17 protein-coding genes are annotated in these 17,722 nt (G+C 71.1%); 10 read left to right on the forward strand and 7 right to left on the reverse strand.

The genetic code is table 11. The features are described 5' to 3' along the window. Positions 1-30: 30 nt before the first annotated feature. Positions 31-1,044, forward strand: a complete 1,014-nt coding sequence (locus P8R59_RS07565; RefSeq protein ID WP_278103420.1) for a LacI family DNA-binding transcriptional regulator — start codon at positions 31-33, stop codon at positions 1,042-1,044. A gap of 104 nt (positions 1,045-1,148) precedes the next feature. Continuing rightward, positions 1,149-1,736, forward strand: coding sequence for a hypothetical protein (locus tag P8R59_RS07570; protein WP_278103421.1), 588 nt, complete (start codon positions 1,149-1,151; stop codon positions 1,734-1,736). Between the two features lie 12 nt (positions 1,737-1,748). Here the strand turns inward: P8R59_RS07570 and nhaA are convergent, their stop codons facing one another. The 3 genes from nhaA to P8R59_RS07585 form a co-directional block, all read right to left on the reverse strand. Beyond that, on the reverse strand, positions 1,749-3,080 hold the full coding sequence (nhaA, locus tag P8R59_RS07575) for a Na+/H+ antiporter NhaA (RefSeq protein ID WP_278103422.1): 1,332 nt from the start codon (positions 3,078-3,080) through the stop codon (positions 1,749-1,751). 376 nt (positions 3,081-3,456) lie between these two features. Next, the gene (locus P8R59_RS07580) at positions 3,457-4,794 is read right to left on the reverse strand and encodes a uracil-xanthine permease family protein (protein ID WP_278103423.1); all 1,338 of its coding nucleotides are present in this window, start codon (positions 4,792-4,794) and stop codon (positions 3,457-3,459) included. Between the two features lie 146 nt (positions 4,795-4,940). Continuing rightward, complete coding sequence (locus P8R59_RS07585) at positions 4,941-5,870, reverse strand: phosphoribosylaminoimidazolesuccinocarboxamide synthase (protein WP_278103424.1); 930 nt, start codon at positions 5,868-5,870, stop codon at positions 4,941-4,943. Between the two features lie 119 nt (positions 5,871-5,989). On the opposite strand from P8R59_RS07585, the gene P8R59_RS07590 reads away from it, so the two are divergent. The 3 genes from P8R59_RS07590 (at position 5,990) to P8R59_RS07600 (ending at position 10,237) form a co-directional block, all read left to right on the forward strand. Continuing rightward, a complete protein-coding gene (locus P8R59_RS07590; protein ID WP_278103425.1) occupies positions 5,990-7,696 on the forward strand; it encodes a BCCT family transporter in 1,707 nt (568 codons plus the stop codon). Positions 7,697-8,066: 370 nt separating this feature from the next. Further along, entirely contained in the window at positions 8,067-8,687 is a 621-nt protein-coding gene (locus P8R59_RS07595; protein ID WP_278103426.1) for a PadR family transcriptional regulator, read from the forward strand. Continuing rightward, positions 8,684-10,237 carry a DHA2 family efflux MFS transporter permease subunit gene (locus P8R59_RS07600; protein ID WP_278103427.1) on the forward strand — a complete coding sequence of 518 codons (1,554 nt, stop codon included), beginning with the start codon at positions 8,684-8,686 and terminating at the stop codon, positions 10,235-10,237. Before P8R59_RS07595 ends, P8R59_RS07600 begins: the two co-directional genes overlap by 4 nt. 98 nt (positions 10,238-10,335) lie before the next feature. Here P8R59_RS07600 and P8R59_RS07605 read toward each other — a convergent pair whose 3' ends face one another. Together P8R59_RS07605 and purD are read right to left on the reverse strand one after the other, a co-directional pair. Then, positions 10,336-10,671: a TfoX/Sxy family protein gene (locus P8R59_RS07605; RefSeq protein WP_278103428.1), complete on the reverse strand. Its 336-nt coding sequence runs from the start codon at positions 10,669-10,671 to the stop codon at positions 10,336-10,338. Positions 10,672-10,743: 72 nt separating this feature from the next. Then, positions 10,744-12,015, reverse strand: a complete 1,272-nt coding sequence (purD, locus tag P8R59_RS07610; RefSeq protein WP_278103429.1) for a phosphoribosylamine--glycine ligase — start codon at positions 12,013-12,015, stop codon at positions 10,744-10,746. A 156-nt stretch (positions 12,016-12,171) separates the two neighbouring features. Here purD and P8R59_RS07615 point away from each other — a divergent pair, with 156 nt between their 5' ends. Together P8R59_RS07615 and P8R59_RS07620 are read left to right on the forward strand one after the other, a co-directional pair. Next, positions 12,172-12,528 (forward strand): sterol carrier family protein, encoded by a 357-nt coding sequence (locus P8R59_RS07615; protein ID WP_278103430.1) that lies wholly within the window; start codon positions 12,172-12,174, stop codon positions 12,526-12,528. A gap of 80 nt (positions 12,529-12,608) precedes the next feature. Beyond that, positions 12,609-12,944: a potassium transporter Trk gene (locus P8R59_RS07620; protein WP_278103431.1), complete on the forward strand. Its 336-nt coding sequence runs from the start codon at positions 12,609-12,611 to the stop codon at positions 12,942-12,944. Between the two features lie 9 nt (positions 12,945-12,953). Here the strand turns inward: P8R59_RS07620 and P8R59_RS07625 are convergent, their stop codons facing one another. Continuing rightward, positions 12,954-13,565, reverse strand: coding sequence for a zinc-binding alcohol dehydrogenase (locus P8R59_RS07625; RefSeq protein WP_278103432.1), 612 nt, complete (start codon positions 13,563-13,565; stop codon positions 12,954-12,956). Between the two features lie 127 nt (positions 13,566-13,692). Here P8R59_RS07625 and purM point away from each other — a divergent pair, with 127 nt between their 5' ends. The 3 genes from purM to P8R59_RS07640 are packed head-to-tail and all read left to right on the forward strand — an operon-like array spanning position 13,693 to position 17,531. Continuing rightward, the gene (gene purM / locus P8R59_RS07630; protein ID WP_278103433.1) at positions 13,693-14,835 is read left to right on the forward strand and encodes a phosphoribosylformylglycinamidine cyclo-ligase; all 1,143 of its coding nucleotides are present in this window, start codon (positions 13,693-13,695) and stop codon (positions 14,833-14,835) included. Positions 14,836-14,841: 6 nt separating this feature from the next. After that, positions 14,842-16,308 (forward strand): amidophosphoribosyltransferase, encoded by a 1,467-nt coding sequence (gene purF / locus P8R59_RS07635; protein ID WP_278103434.1) that lies wholly within the window; start codon positions 14,842-14,844, stop codon positions 16,306-16,308. Next, on the forward strand, positions 16,305-17,531 hold the full coding sequence (locus tag P8R59_RS07640) for an MFS transporter (RefSeq protein WP_278103435.1): 1,227 nt from the start codon (positions 16,305-16,307) through the stop codon (positions 17,529-17,531). The genes purF and P8R59_RS07640 overlap by 4 nt, the downstream gene beginning before the upstream one ends. Here the strand turns inward: P8R59_RS07640 and P8R59_RS07645 are convergent. Further along, positions 17,528-17,710 (reverse strand): DUF3073 domain-containing protein, encoded by a 183-nt coding sequence (locus P8R59_RS07645; protein WP_077050849.1) that lies wholly within the window; start codon positions 17,708-17,710, stop codon positions 17,528-17,530. The genes P8R59_RS07640 and P8R59_RS07645 overlap by 4 nt on opposite strands. Positions 17,711-17,722 lie beyond the last annotated feature (12 nt).

A 17,722-nucleotide genomic window follows, 5' to 3' on the forward strand; every position in this document is an offset into this window, starting at 1 on the left:
CGTCGCGTCGTTGATCCCGGGAGGAGCCCGATGTCACTGACCCCCGTGCGCGGTGCCGCCACCATCGAAGAAGTCGCCGCTCGGGCGGGTGTCTCCCGCTCCACCGTGTCCCGGGTCGTCAATGGCTCGACCGCCGTCTCTCCGTCGGCGCTCGAATCGGTCCGCCGGGCGATCGAAGAGCTCCAGTACGTCCCCAACCGCGCCGCCCGCTCGCTCGCCAGCCGGCAGACGCGCGCAATCGCCCTGGTCATCCCGGAAGACACCGACCGCTTCTTCGGCGACCCGTTCTTCGGGTCGATCGTCGCCGGGATCTCGCAGGTGATCGGCGAGTCCGACTACGTGATGAACATGCTCATCGCCACCGACGACGCCAGCGCCAAAGCCCTCGGCTACCTCCGCGGGGGTAGCGTCGACGGCGCCATCGTCGCCTCGCACCACACCAGCGACACGTTCGTCGACCGCCTGGCCGACACCGTGCCCGTGATCTTCGGCGGGCGCCCCGCGCGCGTGCGTCCCGCCGACCACTACGTCGACGTCGACAACGTCCAGGGCGGGCGGGATGCCACCCGCTACCTGGTCGACCGCGGCCACCGCCGAATCGCGACCGTCGCCGGACCCTCCGACATGCCCGCCGGCATCGACCGTCTGCAGGGCTTCCGCGACGTGCTCGCCGAGGCGGGACTGGAGCCCGTCGCGGTGGAGGACGGCGACTTCACCGAGGCCGGGGGCGCCGACGCGATGCGGAGGATCCTGGCATCCGGCGATCTTCCTGAGGCGCTGTTCGTCGCGAGCGATCTCATGGCCCGCGGCGCGTACACCGCTCTGCGCGAGCAGGGGCACGAGCCGGGTCGTGACATCGCGATCATCGGCTTCGACGACTCTGCGGTCGCGACCTCGCTCGTTCCCGCCCTCACGACCGTGCGGCAACCCTCGCGCGACCAGGGGCGGCAGATGGCGACGATGCTGCTCGACGTGCTCGCCGGCCGGGCGACGGCGAACACCGCGATCCTGCCAACGGAGATCATCGAGCGCGGATCCGCCTGACCCCGTGAGGTGACGGGCCGGGCGGACGTCGGCGCCAGCCGATACTGTGAGCGCTATCGAGCGCGCGGATACCCGAGTCCGCGCCGGTGTCGAGAGGATCGACGATGCGTCGATGGAGAAGCGTCGCCGCCGTTGCCGCGCTGGTGGCGATCGCGAGCCTGGCCGGATGCGTACCCGAACAGGCGACCCCGGTCGCGTCCGAGACCGCGACGCCGACGGTGACGGTCGCGACGCCGAGCCCGACGCCGACACCCACCGCTTCCGAGACGCCGGCGAGCGCCGCCGCCAACATCCCGGCATCCTGCGACGACCTCGGCACCGCGAGCAGCCGCGACGAGACCGTCGGCGGCCTCACCGCGCAGCACGCCGACGGGTTCGTCCGCCCCTCGCCCCCGAACGCCACGACGAAGCTCTCGTGCAACTGGATCCAGGAAGAAGCCGCGGCGGTCCTGATCATCATCAGCACCGCGAGCGACGCCGACGTCTCGACCGGCCTCCAGCAGCTGGCATCCGAGGGTTACCAGTGCCAGGCGGCACAGGACTTCGGGGCGCAATACTGCATGCGCCCCGGCGACGCGGCCACCAGCGAAGACGTCGTCGTCGTGCGTGACGACGTCTGGATCTACCTCGAGACCGTGAACGTCAACGCGCGGTCCTGGTTGTCGGACATCGCCGCGCAGATCTACGGCTGATCCGCTTCGGGATCAGCTGTCGCGGGGGAGCGGCTGCTGGTACACGTCGGGGACGTCGTCGCCGTCGGCATCCACCTCTTCCTCCGCCGCGAGCTGCTTGTAGCGGCGGTTGCGGGTGAGCAGCACGCTGGCCGCCAGCACGGATGCCAGCAGCGACGCGACCATGATCGCGATCTTCGCGTCGTCGGTGTGCGGTGAACCCGCGGGGAAACTGAGCTCGGCGATCAGCAGCGACACGGTGAAGCCGATCCCCGCGAGGAGGCCGACGCCCGCGAGGTCGATCCACTTGAGCGCCGGGTCGAGGCGCACCTTCGTTACGAGCGTGAGCAGACGGACTCCGAGCAGGATGCCGATGGGCTTTCCGAGCACGAGACCCGCGACGACGCCGATGGTGACGGGGTCCTGGATGGCGCGGAGCAGGCCCTCGCCGCCGCCGATCGCGACGCCGGCCGCGAAGAACGCGAAGATCGGCACGGCGATGCCCGCGGACAGGGGGCGGAAGCGGTGCTCGAACTGCTCGGCGAGATCCATGCCGCGGATCTCGGGCTTCCGCTTCGACGCGGCCACCGGGATCGTGAACGCCAGCGCGACGCCCGCGATCGTCGCGTGGACGCCCGACGCGTGGAGGAACGCCCACGCCGCGAAACCGATCGGCAGCAGCACGACCCACGCCGCCCACGCGTTGCGGGCGAACCAGGCGCGGCCGAGGTGCGCGATCGTGCCGTAGACCACGACCAGCACCGCGAAAACGGCGAGGGGGACGAGCGCGATGTCGCTCGTGTAGAACAGCGCGATGATCGCGATCGCGATGAGGTCGTCGACCACCGCGAGGGTGAGCAGGAAGATGCGAAGCGGCCCGGGCAGATGCGAACCGACGAGCGCGAGCACGGCGACGGCGAACGCGATGTCGGTCGCGGCGGGGATCGCCCAGCCGGCGAGCAGGCTCGGCTGCGACGCGACGACGGCGACGTAGATGAGCGCGGGAACCGCGACACCGGCCGCAGCCGCGGTGATCGGCACGATCGCGGTGCTGAAGCGCCGGAGGCTTCCCACCACGATCTCGCGCTTGAGCTCCAGCCCGACCATGAAGAAGAAGATCGCCAGCAGCCCGTCGGCCGCCCACGCGCCGACACTCAGCTCGAGGTGCCACGGCTCGTACCCGAAGCGCAGGTCGCGCAACGCGAAGTACGCGTCCGCGGCGGGGGAGTTGGCCCAGATGATCGCCGCGATCGCAGCGACGACGAGCAGCATCCCGCCGACCGACTCGCGGCGCAGCACGGTCGTGACGCGGTGGACTTCGCGGTAGCCCGGCCAGCTCGGCGCGCGCGTGTGGGTCTCGGTCATGGCATCCCTTCCAGGGGTCGATCGACTCATTCGTCGACCAGACTTCCCGACACGCCTCATCCAGTTTACCGGGACGGCCCGGGTGATCGGTGCGGGACGGTGGTGCCGCGGTGGCCCATTTCACGTGATCCGGCCGAGCGCACGGCTCCCGGCCGCGTCGCGTCGTGTGCGGTCGCCCAGTTCACGTGAAACGGCTCCCCGCGCCGCGCACCGTCGCCGGGCCCCGCGCCGGGCTGTGCCGAGCGCATACGATCCGGTCGAGCGCACATGTCCTGGCCGTCCAGAGCGTGCGCGCTCGACCCGAACGTGTGCTTTCGACGGCAGCGCGTGACCGCGGCGGACGCGCCGGACGCGGCGGATGCCGGGCGCCCGCGCGTCAGGACGGGTCGCCGCCCAGCGGGCCGACCGCGGGGATCGGACCGCCGTCGTCGGCGCCGGTCTTGCGGGCGCGCGCGATCGCGTTGCCGAGGTGGTAGATCACGAGGGCGGCGACGGCGCCGAGCACGATCGCGCCGAGCTGGAAGTCGCCCCATTGCATCGTGAATCCGGCGATCGCGAGCACCAGCGCGACGGCGCCGGTGTACTGGTTCACGGGGCGCGAGAAGTCGACGCGGTTGTCGACCCAGATCTTGATGCCGATGATCCCGATGAGGCCGTACAGCGCGGTCGTGACACCGCCGAGCACTCCCGGCGGGATGGTGTTGAACACCGCTCCGACCTTCGGCGACAGGCTCAGCACGATGGCCGTGAGACCGGCGACCCAGTACACCGCGGTCGAGTACACGCGGGTGGCGGCCATGACGCCGATGTTCTCGCCGTACGTCGTGGTGCCCGACCCGCCGAAGGTTCCGGCCAGCGTGGTGGCGACGCCGTCGGCGATCAGCGCACGTCCGGTGGAGCGGTTGGCCGTGGCATCCGTCATCGCCGCGACACCCCGCACGTGCCCGACGTTCTCGGCCACCAGCACCAGCACGACGGGGAGGAACATCGCGATGACCGACCACGTCTGCGGCGTCGTGAAATCGGCGAGGTGGAACTCCGGCAGGCCGATCCACGGCGCGGCCTCGACGGGCGCGAAGTCGATGAGCGTCTCACCCGTCCCGGCCTGGATCAGGACCGTCGCGACGTAGCCGACGATGACGCCGAGGAAGATGGAGATGCGCCCGAGGAACCCGCGGAACAGGACGCTGAACAGGATCACGGCAACGAGCGTGATCGTGCCGGGGAGCGGCTGCAGCTGGAAGTTCGACCACGCGACGGGGGCGAGGTTGAAGCCGATAAGGGCGACGATGGCGCCCGCGACGACCGGCGGCATGACCTTGTCGACCCAGCCGAGGCCGGCGAACTGCACGACGACCCCGATGAGCGCGAGCAGGATGCCGACCGCGACGATGCCCGCGAGAGCCGATCCCGTTCCGCCGATCGCGGTGGCGGCGGTCACCGGCGCGATGAACGCGAACGACGAACCGAGGTAGCTGGGGAGCCGGTTTCGGGTGACGAGCAGGAACAGCAGCGTCCCGAGACCCGAGAACAGCAGCGTCGTCGACACCGGGAAGCCGGTGAGCACAGGGACGAGGAAGGTCGCCCCGAACATCGCGATCACGTGCTGCAGCCCGATCGCGATCGTCGCGCCCCAGTTGAGGCGCTCGCCCGGTGCGACGACCGCTCCGGCCTCGACGGTGCGCCCGTTGCCGTGCAGCTTCCACTGGAACATGGTTCTCCTCGCGATGGGGGGTGGGGGATGGATGCCGAGCGCACACGTTCCGGCCGAAAGCACATGCTCCGTGCGTCCGCAGCGTACGCGCTGGGCCCGAACGTGTGTTCTCGACGCCGTGCGACGCCGCGCCCGCCGGCCCGGCGTCAGGACGTCAGGCGCTCGAGCAGCTCGGCGTAGCGGGCGCGGGTGCGCGTCACGATGTCGTCGGGCAGCGCGGGCGGCTCGCCCTGCTTGTCCCAGTTCGCGGCGAGCCAGTCGCGGACGATCTGCTTGTCGAAGCTCGCCATGCGCTCGGCGGGGGTCGTGCCGGTGCGCCAGGCCTCGGCATCCCAGTAGCGGGACGAGTCCGAGGTCAGCACCTCGTCGGCGAGCGTCAGCACCCCGGCGTCGTCGTACCCGAACTCGAACTTCGTGTCGGCGAGGATCAGCCCCCGCTCTTCGGCGATCGCGGCGGCGCGGCGGTAGATCTCGAGCGACAGGTCGCGCAGCGCGGTGGCGGTGTCGTCGCCGACGAGCTCGACGGAGCGCTCGTACGTGATGTTCTCGTCGTGCTCGCCCATCGGCGCCTTGTAGGCGGGCGTGTAAAGCGGCTCGGGGAGACGGTCGCCGTCCGTGAGTCCCTCGGGCAACGGGATGCCGCACACCGTGCGCGACGCCTGGTACTCGGCCCACCCCGACCCGGTCAGGTAGCCGCGCACGACGCACTCGATCGGCTGCATGTCGAGCGACCGGACGAGCATGGCGCGTCCGCGCACGGCATCCGGGATCAGCTCGACGGCCTCATCGCCCTCGAGCGCGTGGTCGGCGGCGAGATGATTCGGGATGCCACGCCCCCCGTCGGAGCCGACGAGACGGTCGAACCACCACAGGCTCAGCGTCGTCAGCAGCACGCCCTTGTCGGGGATGCCGGGGCTCAGCACGTGGTCGAAGGCGCTCACCCGGTCGCTCGCCACGACGAGGAGGTGTGCGGGCGAGGCTCCCTCGGCGGTGTCGGCGGGGACGTACAGGTCGCGGACCTTGCCCGAATAGACGTGGCGCCAGCCGTCGAGGGCGAGGGGGGAAGCGGGGATCACCCGCTCATTATCGCGGGTCGGCTCGACCGACGACGGCCTCGAGGCCGGGGATTTTGTCACATCGCGCCCGCGCGCGCCCGCCCCCCTGCGCCGCGGGGACACCTCGCTACCGTTGAAGGATGACCGAGGCGACCCCCGACACCGCGGCATCCATCGATCCCTCCGACGGAAGCTCCCCCCGCCACACCCTGCGCGGCTGGGTGTTCTGGCCCGCCGCCGCCATCGCGCTGGTGTTCATCGCTTTCTCGCTGATCTTCCCGGCCTCCGCCGAGACGGCGTTCAGCGCGCTGCAGACGGCGATCGTCTCGGCGTTCAACTGGTACTACGTGCTCATCGCGGCGTTCTTCGTCGTGTTCGCGCTCGTCGTCGGCTTCAGCCGTTTCGGCCGCATCAAGCTCGGTCGGGACGACGACGAGCCCGAGTTCTCGACGATGTCGTGGTTCTCGTTGCTGTTCGCCGCGGGCATGGGCATCGGTCTGGTGTTCTACGGCGTGAGCGAGCCGCTCAGCCACTTCGTCTCGCCCCGCCCCGGCGTCGAGGGGACGCCCACGCAGCTCGCGCAGCAGGCGATGTCGCAGACGTTCCTCCACTGGGGGGTGCACGCGTGGTCGATCTACGTCGTGCTCGGCCTCGCGCTGGCCTACGCCTTCCACCGTCGCCAGCGTCCCCGCACGATCCGATGGGCGCTCGAACCGATCCTCGGCGCCCGTCTCGTGCAGGGCGGGTGGGGCAACGCCATCGACGTCGCCGCCCTCGTGGGGACGCTGTTCGGTGTCGCGACGTCGCTCGGCCTCGGGGTCATCCAGATCAGCGCCGGCCTCGAGTTCTTGAACGTCGTGCCGACGTCGATCGTCAGCCAGGCGATCCTCATCGGCATCATCACCGGATTCGTCCTGTTCTCGGTGCTGTCGGGCGTGGGCCGCGGCATGAAGTGGCTGTCGAACATCAACCTCGTGCTGGCCGGGGTGCTGATGCTGTTCCTGCTCTTCGTCGGGCCCACCGAGTTCCTCCTGCGCGATGTCGTGCAGTCCCTGGGCAACTACATCCAGAACTTCGTCGGGCTGTCGTTCACGGTCAGCGCCTATTCCGGCGACGCGGGCGTGGCGTGGCAGGGCGCGTGGACGGCCTTCTACTGGGGCTGGTGGATCTCGTGGGCGCCCTTCGTCGGCATCTTCATCGCGCGTATCTCGCGCGGCCGTACGGTGCGCGAGTTCGTGACCGGGGTGATCCTCGTGCCCACGCTCGTCGGCATCCTGTGGTTCACCGTCCTCGGCGGCTCGGCGATCTACGCGCAACTCACCGATTCGGCGTCGTTCGTCGGACCGGACGGCACGGTCGATGTGTCCACCGCGCTGTTCCAGTTGCTCGAGACGGTCCCCGGGTCGGTGTTCCTCGTCGTCGGATTCCTGGTCCTCATCGGGATCTTCTTCATCACCTCCGCCGACTCCGGCGCCCTCGTGATGAGCATGATCGCCACGGGCGGCGAGGAGGAGCCCCCGCGCTGGACGCGCGTGTTCTTCGCGCTCGCGACCTCGGTGATCGCCTTCGCCCTGCTCCTCGCGGGCGGGCTCACGGCCCTGCAGGCGGCGGCCATCAGCATCGCCCTGCCCTTCAGCGTCGTTCTCCTGGCGATCTGCTGGGCCACCGTGGTCGCCTTCCGGCGCGAGCTCAAGGCGTACGACAAGGCCGATCGTGCTCGGCTGCGCGAGCAGATCGGCGAGCATTACGGCCTCGAGGTCGAAGAGGCGAACCAACGCGGCATCTTCGGCCTCCCCGCCCGCCGGCGGCGTCATCGCGCCGCGGAGCAGGACACCCCCGTCGGCTGACACCCCCGTCGGCTGACGCCCCCGTCGGGTGACGCCCCGCCGGGTGAGGCGCCGCCGGGTGCCGCCCCGCCGGGTAACGCACCCGTCGGCTGACACCCCCGTCGGGTGCCGCCCCGCGCGCTGACGCCGCCGCGCGGTGACGCCGCCGCGCGGTGACCGCGCGTCCCCGGGGGATGCCCGGGTGCCGGCATCCGGTGTCCCGCCTCCGCCCCCGCCCCCCGCTCCCGTCTCGGTGTCCAAGACACGCGGACGACCCGCGCGCGCATCCGCGTGTCCTGGACACCGAACGTTCACCCTCCGCGCGCGCCCCCGCCGGCCGTCGGTGCGATATAGTCCACGTGGACTAGTCGACACGGACCATGGAGAGTGGATGCCAGAGACCACGCGCCTCACACCGCTCGCGGTGATGTTGCTCGCGACGCTGCGCGAGGGCGACATGCACCCGTACGAGCTGCTCCGCCTCCTGCGCGACCGCCGCGACGACCGGCTCGTCCCCCTTCAGAAGGGCACGATCTACCACACGATCGCCCGCCTCGAACGCGAGGGGCTGATCGCCGAGGTGGGCGTCGACCGCGACGGCAACCGCCCCGAGCGCACGACCTACCGGCTGCTCGACGCCGGACGCGACGCCGTCGACTCGTGGGTGCGCGCGGAACTCCCGCAGATCGATCGGCCCGGCGACTTCCGCGTGGCGCTCGCCGAGGCCCACAACCTCGACCGCGACGACGTCGTCGCGCTCCTCGACCGGCGGCGGGAGCTCCTCGTCGCCTCGCGCGAAGTGCATCGCGACGGGCTCTCCCGTGCGCGCGAGCGCGCGGTGCCGCATCAATTCATGGTCGAGGTCGAACGGCAGGCCGTCCTCCTCGACGCCGAACTCGCCTGGCAGGACTCCCTGCGCCACGGCCTGGTCACCGGCACCCTGCCCTGGGGTGTCGACGGCCTTCCCTCTCACCACCAACGACTCCACGTCTCGAAGGAGACCCTCGCATGACCGACTCCCGCGCCGCCTCCGCGGCATCCCCTCGAACCGGGACGCACGGCACACCCGCGCGCAGCCCGTGGCCGGCCCTCTGGGCGCTGGTCATCGGGTTCTTCATGATCCTGGTCGACACCACGATCGTCTCGGTCGCGAATCCCGCGATCAAGGCGGCCCTCGACCCGAACACCAACAACCTCGACAACGTCGTGTGGGTCACAAGCGCCTACCTGCTCACCTACGCGGTGCCCCTGCTGATCACCGGTCGTCTCGGCGACCGCTTCGGACCGAAGAACGTCTACCTGACGGGCCTCGCGATCTTCACCCTCGCCTCGCTCGCGTGCGGTCTGGCCCCGACGCTCGAGGTGCTCATCATCGCCCGCGCGGTGCAGGGTCTGGGTGCCGCGCTCATGACCCCGCAGACGATGGCCGTCATCACGCGCACCTTCCCGCCGCAGAACCGCGGTGCGGCGATGGGCCTGTGGGGCGCCACGGCCGGCGTCGCCACCCTCGTCGGCCCGCTCGCCGGCGGACTGCTCGTCGACGGACTCGGGTGGGAGTGGATCTTCTTCATCAACATCCCCGTCGGCGTGATCGGCTTCATCGCCGCGCTGATCCTCGTTCCTCAGCTCCCGCGCACCGCCCACAAGTTCGACATCCTCGGCGTCGTCCTCAGCGCCGTCGGCCTGTTCCTCATCGTGTTCGGACTGCAGGAGGGGGAGCACTTCAGCTGGGCGCCCTGGATCTGGGCCATGGTCGCCGGAGGTGTCGTCGTCATGGCGCTGTTCGTGTGGACGCAGGCCCGGAGCACGACCGAGCCGCTCGTTCCGCTCGACCTGTTCCGCGATCGCAACTTCTCGATCGCGAACATCGCGATCGCGGCCGTCGGCTTCACCGTCACGAGCATGGCGCTGCCCCAGATGTTCTATCTGCAGCTCGCCCGCGGTCTCACGCCCACGGAGTCGGCGCTGCTGCTCATCCCGCTCGCGATCCTGTCGGGCGTGCTCGCTCCCTTCGCCGGCAAGCTGCTCGACCGCACCGACCCGCGCTTCCTCCTCGTGCCGGGCCTCCTCCTGGTCGGCGGATCGCTGGGCCTGTACACCGCGCTCATCCTGAACAACGCCCCGATCTGGGCGTTCCTCATCCCCTCCGCCCTCATGGGCGTCGGCAACGCCGGCATGTGGGGTCCGCTCGCCACGACCGCGACGCGGAACCTCCCCCCTCGGCAGGCGGGTGCCGGCGCGGGCATCTACAACACCACCCGCACCGTCGGGTCGGTCATCGGGTCGGCATCCATCGCCGCCTTCATGCAGGCCCGCCTCGAAGCGAACCTGCCCGGGGCAGCGGATGCCGGTGCGAGCTTCGGTTCCGGAACGCTGCCGCCGCAGGTCGTCGACGGCTTCTCGCAGGCGATGGGCCAGTCGCTGCTGCTGCCGATCATCGTCATCGCGGTGGGTCTGGTCGCCGTGCTGTTCATGCAGCGTCCGTCGGTGATCCGTCCGCACGGCGCCCCGCGCGACGCGGCCCCCGCCGCCCAGGCAGCACCGGCCGCCGCCGGCGAGTAGCCGCGTCAGTCGTCCGGGGGTCTCGGCGATCTCGCGCGAGGAGGCGGCAGCCTCCGCGCGCGGAGTCGGCCGCCGCGGCAGCAGCGGAGGCGACGGACTCAGGGCGTGATCTCGTCGACGAAGCGGTGCGCCTCGTCGATCAGGGCGGCCCAGGTTTCGCCGGCGTCGGGTGAGACCTCGGCCCATTCCCGGAGCGGGCGCCCCCGCATGATCATCGGGGCGGCGACGCCGTCGGCGGTGAGCTCGCCGATGCGCTGCTCCGGCAGCTTCACGACGAGAGACCCCCTATGCGCGACGAAGGCGAACACCTTGCCGCGCACGCGAACGCCCTCCGTGCCGAACATCCGACCCATGTCGACGTCGGGCAGCGCGCACAGATCCTGCACGACGGGGTCGAAGATCGCGCGCCCGCGTGCCATGGCATCCCGGTTCATGCGCACACGGTAGCCCGAACCGGATGCCAGGGCGAGGGGCCGCAGCCCCGGGACGACGCCGGTCCGCCCGGGTCAGTTCTCGACGACGCGGGCGGCGATGTCGGTGCGGTACTGGCCGCCCTCGAGTCCGATCAGGCCCAGCGCCTCGTAGGCGGCGGAGCGGGCCTCGCGGAACGTCGTGCCGAGCGCCACGACGTTGAGCACGCGACCCCCGGTCGCGTGCAGACGGCCGTCGCGCAGCGCGGTCGCGGCGTGGGCGACGTGCACGCCGTCGACCTCGTCCGCGTCGTCGAGCCCGGTGAGCGGGCGACCCGTGATCGGGGCCTCGGGGTACCCCTCGCTCGCCAGCACGACGGTCACCGCGGTCGCGCCCGCGAACGCCGGGCGAGGCTGATCCTCGAGGGTGCCCGAGGCCGCGGCCATGAGCAGGGTCGACAGCGGGTCGACGAGACGCGGCAGCACGACCTGCGTCTCGGGGTCGCCGAAGCGCGCGTTGAACTCGATGACCTTCACGCCCGACTCTGTGAGGATCAGCCCGGCGTACAGCAGTCCGATGAACGGGGTGCCCTCGGCATCCATCTGCCGGATCACCGGCTCGGCCACCTCGCGCGTGATCTGATCGACGAACTGCTCCTCGCCGCCGAAGCGCTCGAGCAGCCACGGCAGCGGCGAGTACGCGCCCATGCCGCCGGTGTTCGGGCCCTCATCGCCGTCGCGGAGGCGCTTGAAGTCCTGCGCGGGGCTGAGCGGCAGTACGCGGTCGCCGTCGCTGAGGAAGAAGAGCGAGACCTCAGGGCCGGCGAGGAACTCCTCGATGAGCACCGGGCCGGTCGGCAGATACGCCTCGGCGTGGGCCAGGGCGGCGGCGCGATCGGACGTCACGATGACGCCCTTGCCCGCGGCGAGCCCGTCGGCCTTCACCACGTGCGGAGCGCCGAGCTCGTCGAGCGCCGCCTCGACGCCGGCGAGATCGTGCGCGCGCACGGCTCGGCCGGTCGGCACGCCCGCGGCATCCATGATCCGCTTCGCGTACGTCTTCGAGCCCTCGAGCTGCGCTGCGGCCCTGCCCGGGCCGAACACCGGGATGCCGCGCTCGCGGAGCGCATCGGCGACACCGGCGACGAGAGGCGCCTCGGGACCGATCACGACGAGGTCGATGGCCTCGGTGTTCGCGAACCCGGTCACGGCGGCCGGGTCGTTCGCGTCGAGCTCGACGACGTGGGCGTCGCGGGCGATGCCGGCGTTGCCGGGGGCGGCGTAGATCGCGTGCGAGACCTCTTCGGAGCGCAGGGCGAGGATGATGGCGTGCTCGCGCGCGCCCGAACCGAGGACCAGGATTCTCACGCCGTCAGCCTACCGAGCGCCCCGGACACCGCCCGCCGCGGCTCGGACCGTCCGCTCAGTGTCCAAGACACGCCGTACGGCGGGCGCTCCATACGGCGTGTCTTGGACACTCGACCTTCGCGCCCCGTCGCAACGCTCGCGAGTACCGTGGATGCCATGCCTCCCCGCCGCATCGAGACCGGAGACGGCCGCGCGGCGCTCGCCGCGGTGGCCGCGGGTGACGCGGCCCGGACGGCGACCGCCACCGCCGTCCGATACCTGCTGCAACTGCTCGTGGAGAAGGCGCCGGGCAACTCGGTCGAGATGCGCGTCCCGCCGTTCGGCGCCGTCCAGGTGATCGAAGGACCCCGGCACACGCGCGGCACCCCGCCCAACGTCGTCGAGACCGACGCCGCCACGTGGATCGCCGTCGCCACGGGCGCGGAGGACTGGGCGGATGCCGCGGTCTCGGGGCGGATCGTCGCCTCCGGCGTCCGCGCCGACCTCAGCGCGCTGCTACCGCTGCGGCCGTGACCGTCGCGGACGCTGCGCCATGATCTCGACGTCGCGGAATCGGCGACCCGCCGATGCTGCCGCGGTGGGACAATGTGAGCATGGCTGAGCAGCCCGCCCCCGAACGCAAGCCCCTCGTGCACGAGGAGATCGTCACGCTGCGCGTGCGGCGCGCCCCGAAGTACGGCGTGTTCTTGGCCGCTGGTGCGGTGCTCGGCATCCTGGCTGCCCTCATCCTCACCTTCGCGATCGACGGCACCGACCTGAGCCCGTACACGAACGTCGTCTACTCGCAGCTGCAGGTCTTCGGGTTCACCGCCCTCATCTGCGTCGTCATCGGCGCGACGCTCGGGGCGATCGCGGCGCTCATCTTCGAGCGCGTCGTGGGTCGGAAGGTCCGCGACGTCGCCGTCGACCACGAGCGCTACCGCCACTGATCCCGGGGATCACGCCAGCTCGGCGATGATCGGGTGGATCGCGGCGTCGAAGGCGACGACGTCGCTGCGCAGTCCGTCGGTCACCGCGACGGTGAGCGAGCCGATCCACCACACCCCCCGCTGGGCCAGCGGAAGAACCTGGACGTTCAATTCGAACGAGTGCGCGCGGCGACCCACCCGGCGCTCGTGCACGGCGATCGCGCTGGCGTAGGCGCGATACGAGACGCCGGGACGCGCGGCGCCCTCGGCTCCGTACCGCGCGTGGGCGGACCGGGCGAACTCCAGAGCGCCGGCCGCGTGCGGTGCGATCGCCTCGCGCAACGCCTCGGCCCGCCCGACCGGCAGCGCCAACAGGTCGTCGAAGCCCTCGACCAGCTCGAGCGGGACGGGCGAGGGGTGCGCGAGCGGCTCGACGCTCATCGCCCAGAACTCCCGCCACTCCCGTTCGAGGAGCGCCTGATCGTCGTCGGGGCGGGCGACGCCGTCGTACCCCGGGACCCTCCGCAGCGCGGGGAGCTCCTCGGGGGAGCGGATGCCGCAGACCTGGCGGAGGTAGAGCGCGATGAGCACGGGAATCGCCGCATCCTCGCGGATCACCCACTCCGGCTGGCCGCCCGTCATGGCGCCATTGTAGGGATCGAGGCGGTCGCCGGGGACCGGCCTTGCATCCACGTCGAGCGCGGGGGCGCCTGGCGCCGGCGCAGACGGGCGCGGGGAGCGTGTCGGATCCTGCGGGTAGTCTGGTGCGGTGGCCTCTGCTCCCCACGAAAACCCCTACTCCGCTGCCGGCGTCGACACCGCCGCGGGTGATCTCGCCGTCGAACTGATGAAGTCGGCCGTCAAACGCACGCACGGCCCCGAGGTGCTCGGGGGAGTGGGTGGCTTCGCCGGCCTCTTCGACGCCTCCGCGTTGCGCGACTACGCGCGACCGCTGCTGGCGACCAGCACCGACGGCGTCGGAACGAAGGTCGCCATCGCCCAGGCGATCGACAAGCACGACACGATCGGCGAAGACCTCGTCGGCATGGTCGTCGACGACATCGTCGTGGTCGGTGCGCGGCCGCTCTTCATGACCGACTACATCGCGTGCGGCAAGGTCGTCCCCACCCGCATCGCCGACATCGTCGCCGGGATCGCGCGCGGCTGCGCGCTGACCGGCACGGCGCTCGTCGGCGGCGAGACGGCCGAGCACCCGGGCCTGCTCGGAATCGACGACTACGACGTCGCGGGCGCCGCGACCGGTGCGGTCGAGGCCGACCGCGTGCTCGGGGCCGACCGTGTCCGCGGTGGCGACGTCGTGCTCGCCCTCGCCTCCAGCGGTCTGCACTCCAACGGGTACTCCCTCGTGCGGCACATCGTCGCCGGCCGCGGCATCGCATACGGCGCGGCCTCCGCCGAGCTCGGCGGCACCTGGGGAGAGGCGCTGCTCGAGCCCACGCGCCTGTACACCTCGCCGCTGCTGCGTCTGATCGACGATGCGGCCGTGGGGGTCGGCATCCATTCGCTCAGCCACGTGACCGGCGGCGGCATCGCCGCGAACCTCGCCCGGGTGCTGCCGCAGAACACGTGGGTCGACGTCGACCGCTCGACGTGGAGCCCTTCGCCGGTGTTCCGCGTCCTGGCCGACATGGGCGGCCTCGACCTGACCGCGACCGAGGGGACGTGGAACCTCGGGATCGGCTTCCTGGCCGTCGTGGCCCCCGAAGTGGCGGATGCCGCGACCGCGGCGCTCCGGGCCGACGGCATCGACACCTGGCAGGTCGGTGTGGTGCGCGACGACGCGCGCCCCGACGGAGAGTTCGAACAGGGCGCGAAGGGCGTCGACGGAGGCGCGGTGCGCCTGGTCGGCTCGTACGCGGATGCCGGGTTCCCGGCGAACGGAGCGAAGTAACCCCCCATGTGCGGCATCGTCGGCATGGCCGGGCAGGGCCCGGTCAACCAGGAGATCTACGACGCGCTCCTTCTCCTCCAGCACCGCGGGCAGGACTCCACGGGCATGGCCACCGCCGAGTCCAGCGGCGTGTTCCACATCCACAAGGCCCGCGGGCAGGTGCGCGAGGCGTTCCGTACGCGCGACATGCGCGCGCTGCTGGGCGACATCGGTCTCGGGCACGTGCGCTACGCCACGAAGGGCACGGCCTCCAACGAAGAAGAGGCGCAGCCCTTCTACGTCAACGCCCCGTACGGCATCGTGCTGGTGCACAACGGCAACCTCACCAACACGCGCGAGCTCACGCGCGAGCTGTTCAGCAAGGACCGCCGGCACCTGAACACCAGCAGCGACACCGAGCTGCTGGTGAACATCCTCGGCTCCGAGCTGCAGTCCGAGATCTCCGGCCCCGACCTCGACCCGGCGCAGGTGTTCCGCGCGGTCGCACGGGTGCACGAGCGCGTCGAGGGCTCGTACGCGACGATCGCGCTGATCGCCGGCTACGGCCTCCTCGCGTTCCGCGACCCCTTCGGCATCCGTCCCCTCATCCTCGGCAAGCGCCCGGCGGGCGGGCGCGACGGCCGTGAGGAATGGGTCGTCGCCTCCGAGTCGCTCGTGCTCGAGAACGCCGGTTTCGAGGTCGTCCGCGATGTCGAGCCCGGGGAGGCCGTGTTCATCACCCTCGACGGCACGCTCCACGCGCAGCAGTGCGCCCGGAACCCGACGCTGGCGCCGTGCTCCTTCGAGTACGTGTACCTCGCCCGTCCCGACTCCGTGATGAACGGCATCTCGGTGTACGAGGCGCGCCTGCGCATGGGCGAGCGCCTCGCCGACACGATCGCGAAGTACACCCCGCACGGGTCGATCGACGTCGTCATGCCGATCCCCGACTCCTCGCGCCCCGCCGCGATGCAGGTCGCGCGCAAGCTCGGCATCGAGTACCGCGAGGGCTTCTACAAGAACCGCTACGTCGGGCGGACGTTCATCATGCCCGGGCAGGCGATCCGCAAGAAGAGCGTTCGCCAGAAGCTCAACGCGATGTCGACGGAGTTCCAGGGCAAGAACGTCCTGCTCATCGACGACTCGATCGTGCGGGGGACGACCAGCCGCGAGATCATCCAGATGGCTCGGGATGCCGGTGCCAAGAGCGTGACGTTCGCGTCGGCGGCCCCGCCGGTGCGCTACCCCCACGTGTACGGCATCAACATGCCGTCGCGCCAGGAGCTCGTCGCCCACGGCCGCACGATCCCGCAGATCGCCGAAGAGCTCGGCTGCGACTACCTCGTGTACCAGGAGGTCGAGGATCTCAAGGCCGCGATCATGGAGGGCACCGACCTCGTCGACCTCGACATGAGCTGCTTCGACGGCCGGTACGTCACCGGCACCGTGTCGGAGGAGTACCTCGCCTGGGTCGAGGGCAGCCAGGAGTCTTGACGCCCCGCCGCGCGGGGACGGTCGTGTGGGCGGCTGCGGCCATCGTGCTGCTCGCGTTGACGTTGCGCATCGCCGTGGCGTCCCTGTCGCCGCTGCTGACCGTCATCTCGCGTGACTTCCCTCTGCCGGCGGCGGTCGTGGGGCTCATCGGAATGGCGCCGCCCGTGGCCTTCGCGCTCTCGGCGGTCGTGACACCGGTCATCGAGCGTCGGGTCGGGCTGGAGCGCCTCGTCCTCATCGCCGCGGTGGCCGCGGCTGCGGCGCTGGGCCTGCGGGCGGTGGCGGTGGATGCCTGGACCCTCCTCGCCGCGACGGCGGGGGTGTTCGCGGCGGTCGGTGTCGCCAACGTGCTGATCCCGGCGGTGGTGAAAAAGTACTTCCCCGAGCGCGTCGGGCTGATGACCACGGTCTATACGACGACGATGGCGGTCGCCACCTTCACCCCGCCACTGGTCGCCGTGCCGCTCGCCGGAGCGATCGGGTGGCGCGGGTCGTTCGCGGTGTGGGCCTTCGTCGCGGTCGTCGCGGTCGTGCCCTGGGTGGTGACGAGCCTCCGGGCCCGGGCCGGACGCGGGGATGCCGTGGAAGAACCGCGTGCGTCGGTGCTCTCGCGTGTGGTGCGCGTGCCGCAGGCGTGGGCGCTCGTGATCACCTTCGCCGTCAACTCGTCGGTGGCGTACGGCATGTTCGCGTGGCTGCCGACGATCCTCATCGACACCGCCGGTGTCGACGCCGCCACCGCGGGGAGTCTGCTCGCGCTGTTCTCGTTCATGGGGCTGCCGGTATCGCTGGTGGTGCCGCTTCTCGCGGCACGCCTGCGGCGGACCACACCGTTCTACGTCTTCGCGGTCGCCAGCGGCCTCGCCGGGGTCGCCGGGCTGCTCTTCGCGCCGGGCGCCGCCACCGTGCTGTGGGTCGTCCTCATCGGACTCCCGCCGCTGATGTTCCCGATGGTGCTGGTGCTGTTCAGCCTGCGCACGCGGTCGCACGAGACGGCGGTCGCGCTGAGCGGGTTCGTGCAGAGCCTGGGCTACGCCCTGGCCGCGCTCGTTCCGCTCGCGATCGGAGTCACCCACGAACTGACCGGCGGATGGACCGCCGGACTGCTCGTCGTGGGCGGTGTCATCGTGCTCGTCGTCCCCGCGGCCGTCGTCGTGGCGCGCTCGGAATCGATCGAGGAGGCGTGGGAACGCCGCCACGGTCGAGCGTGGGACGCGGGCTAGGCCTTCTCGTCTTCGTACTCGTCCGCGTACTGGTCGGCCCACTTGTCGACGTACGCGTCCTCACCCGGTTCGGGTGCACCCAGTTCGCGCTCGAGAGCGGAGTAGTTCACCGAGTAGGTGTCGTACTTCAGCTCACGGGCGATCTTGGTGTTCTTCGCCTTCTGACGGCCACGCCCCATGCGAGACCCCCT

The sequence above is a fragment of the Microbacterium proteolyticum genome, assembly GCF_029639405.1.
GTDB lineage: Bacteria > Actinomycetota > Actinomycetes > Actinomycetales > Microbacteriaceae > Microbacterium.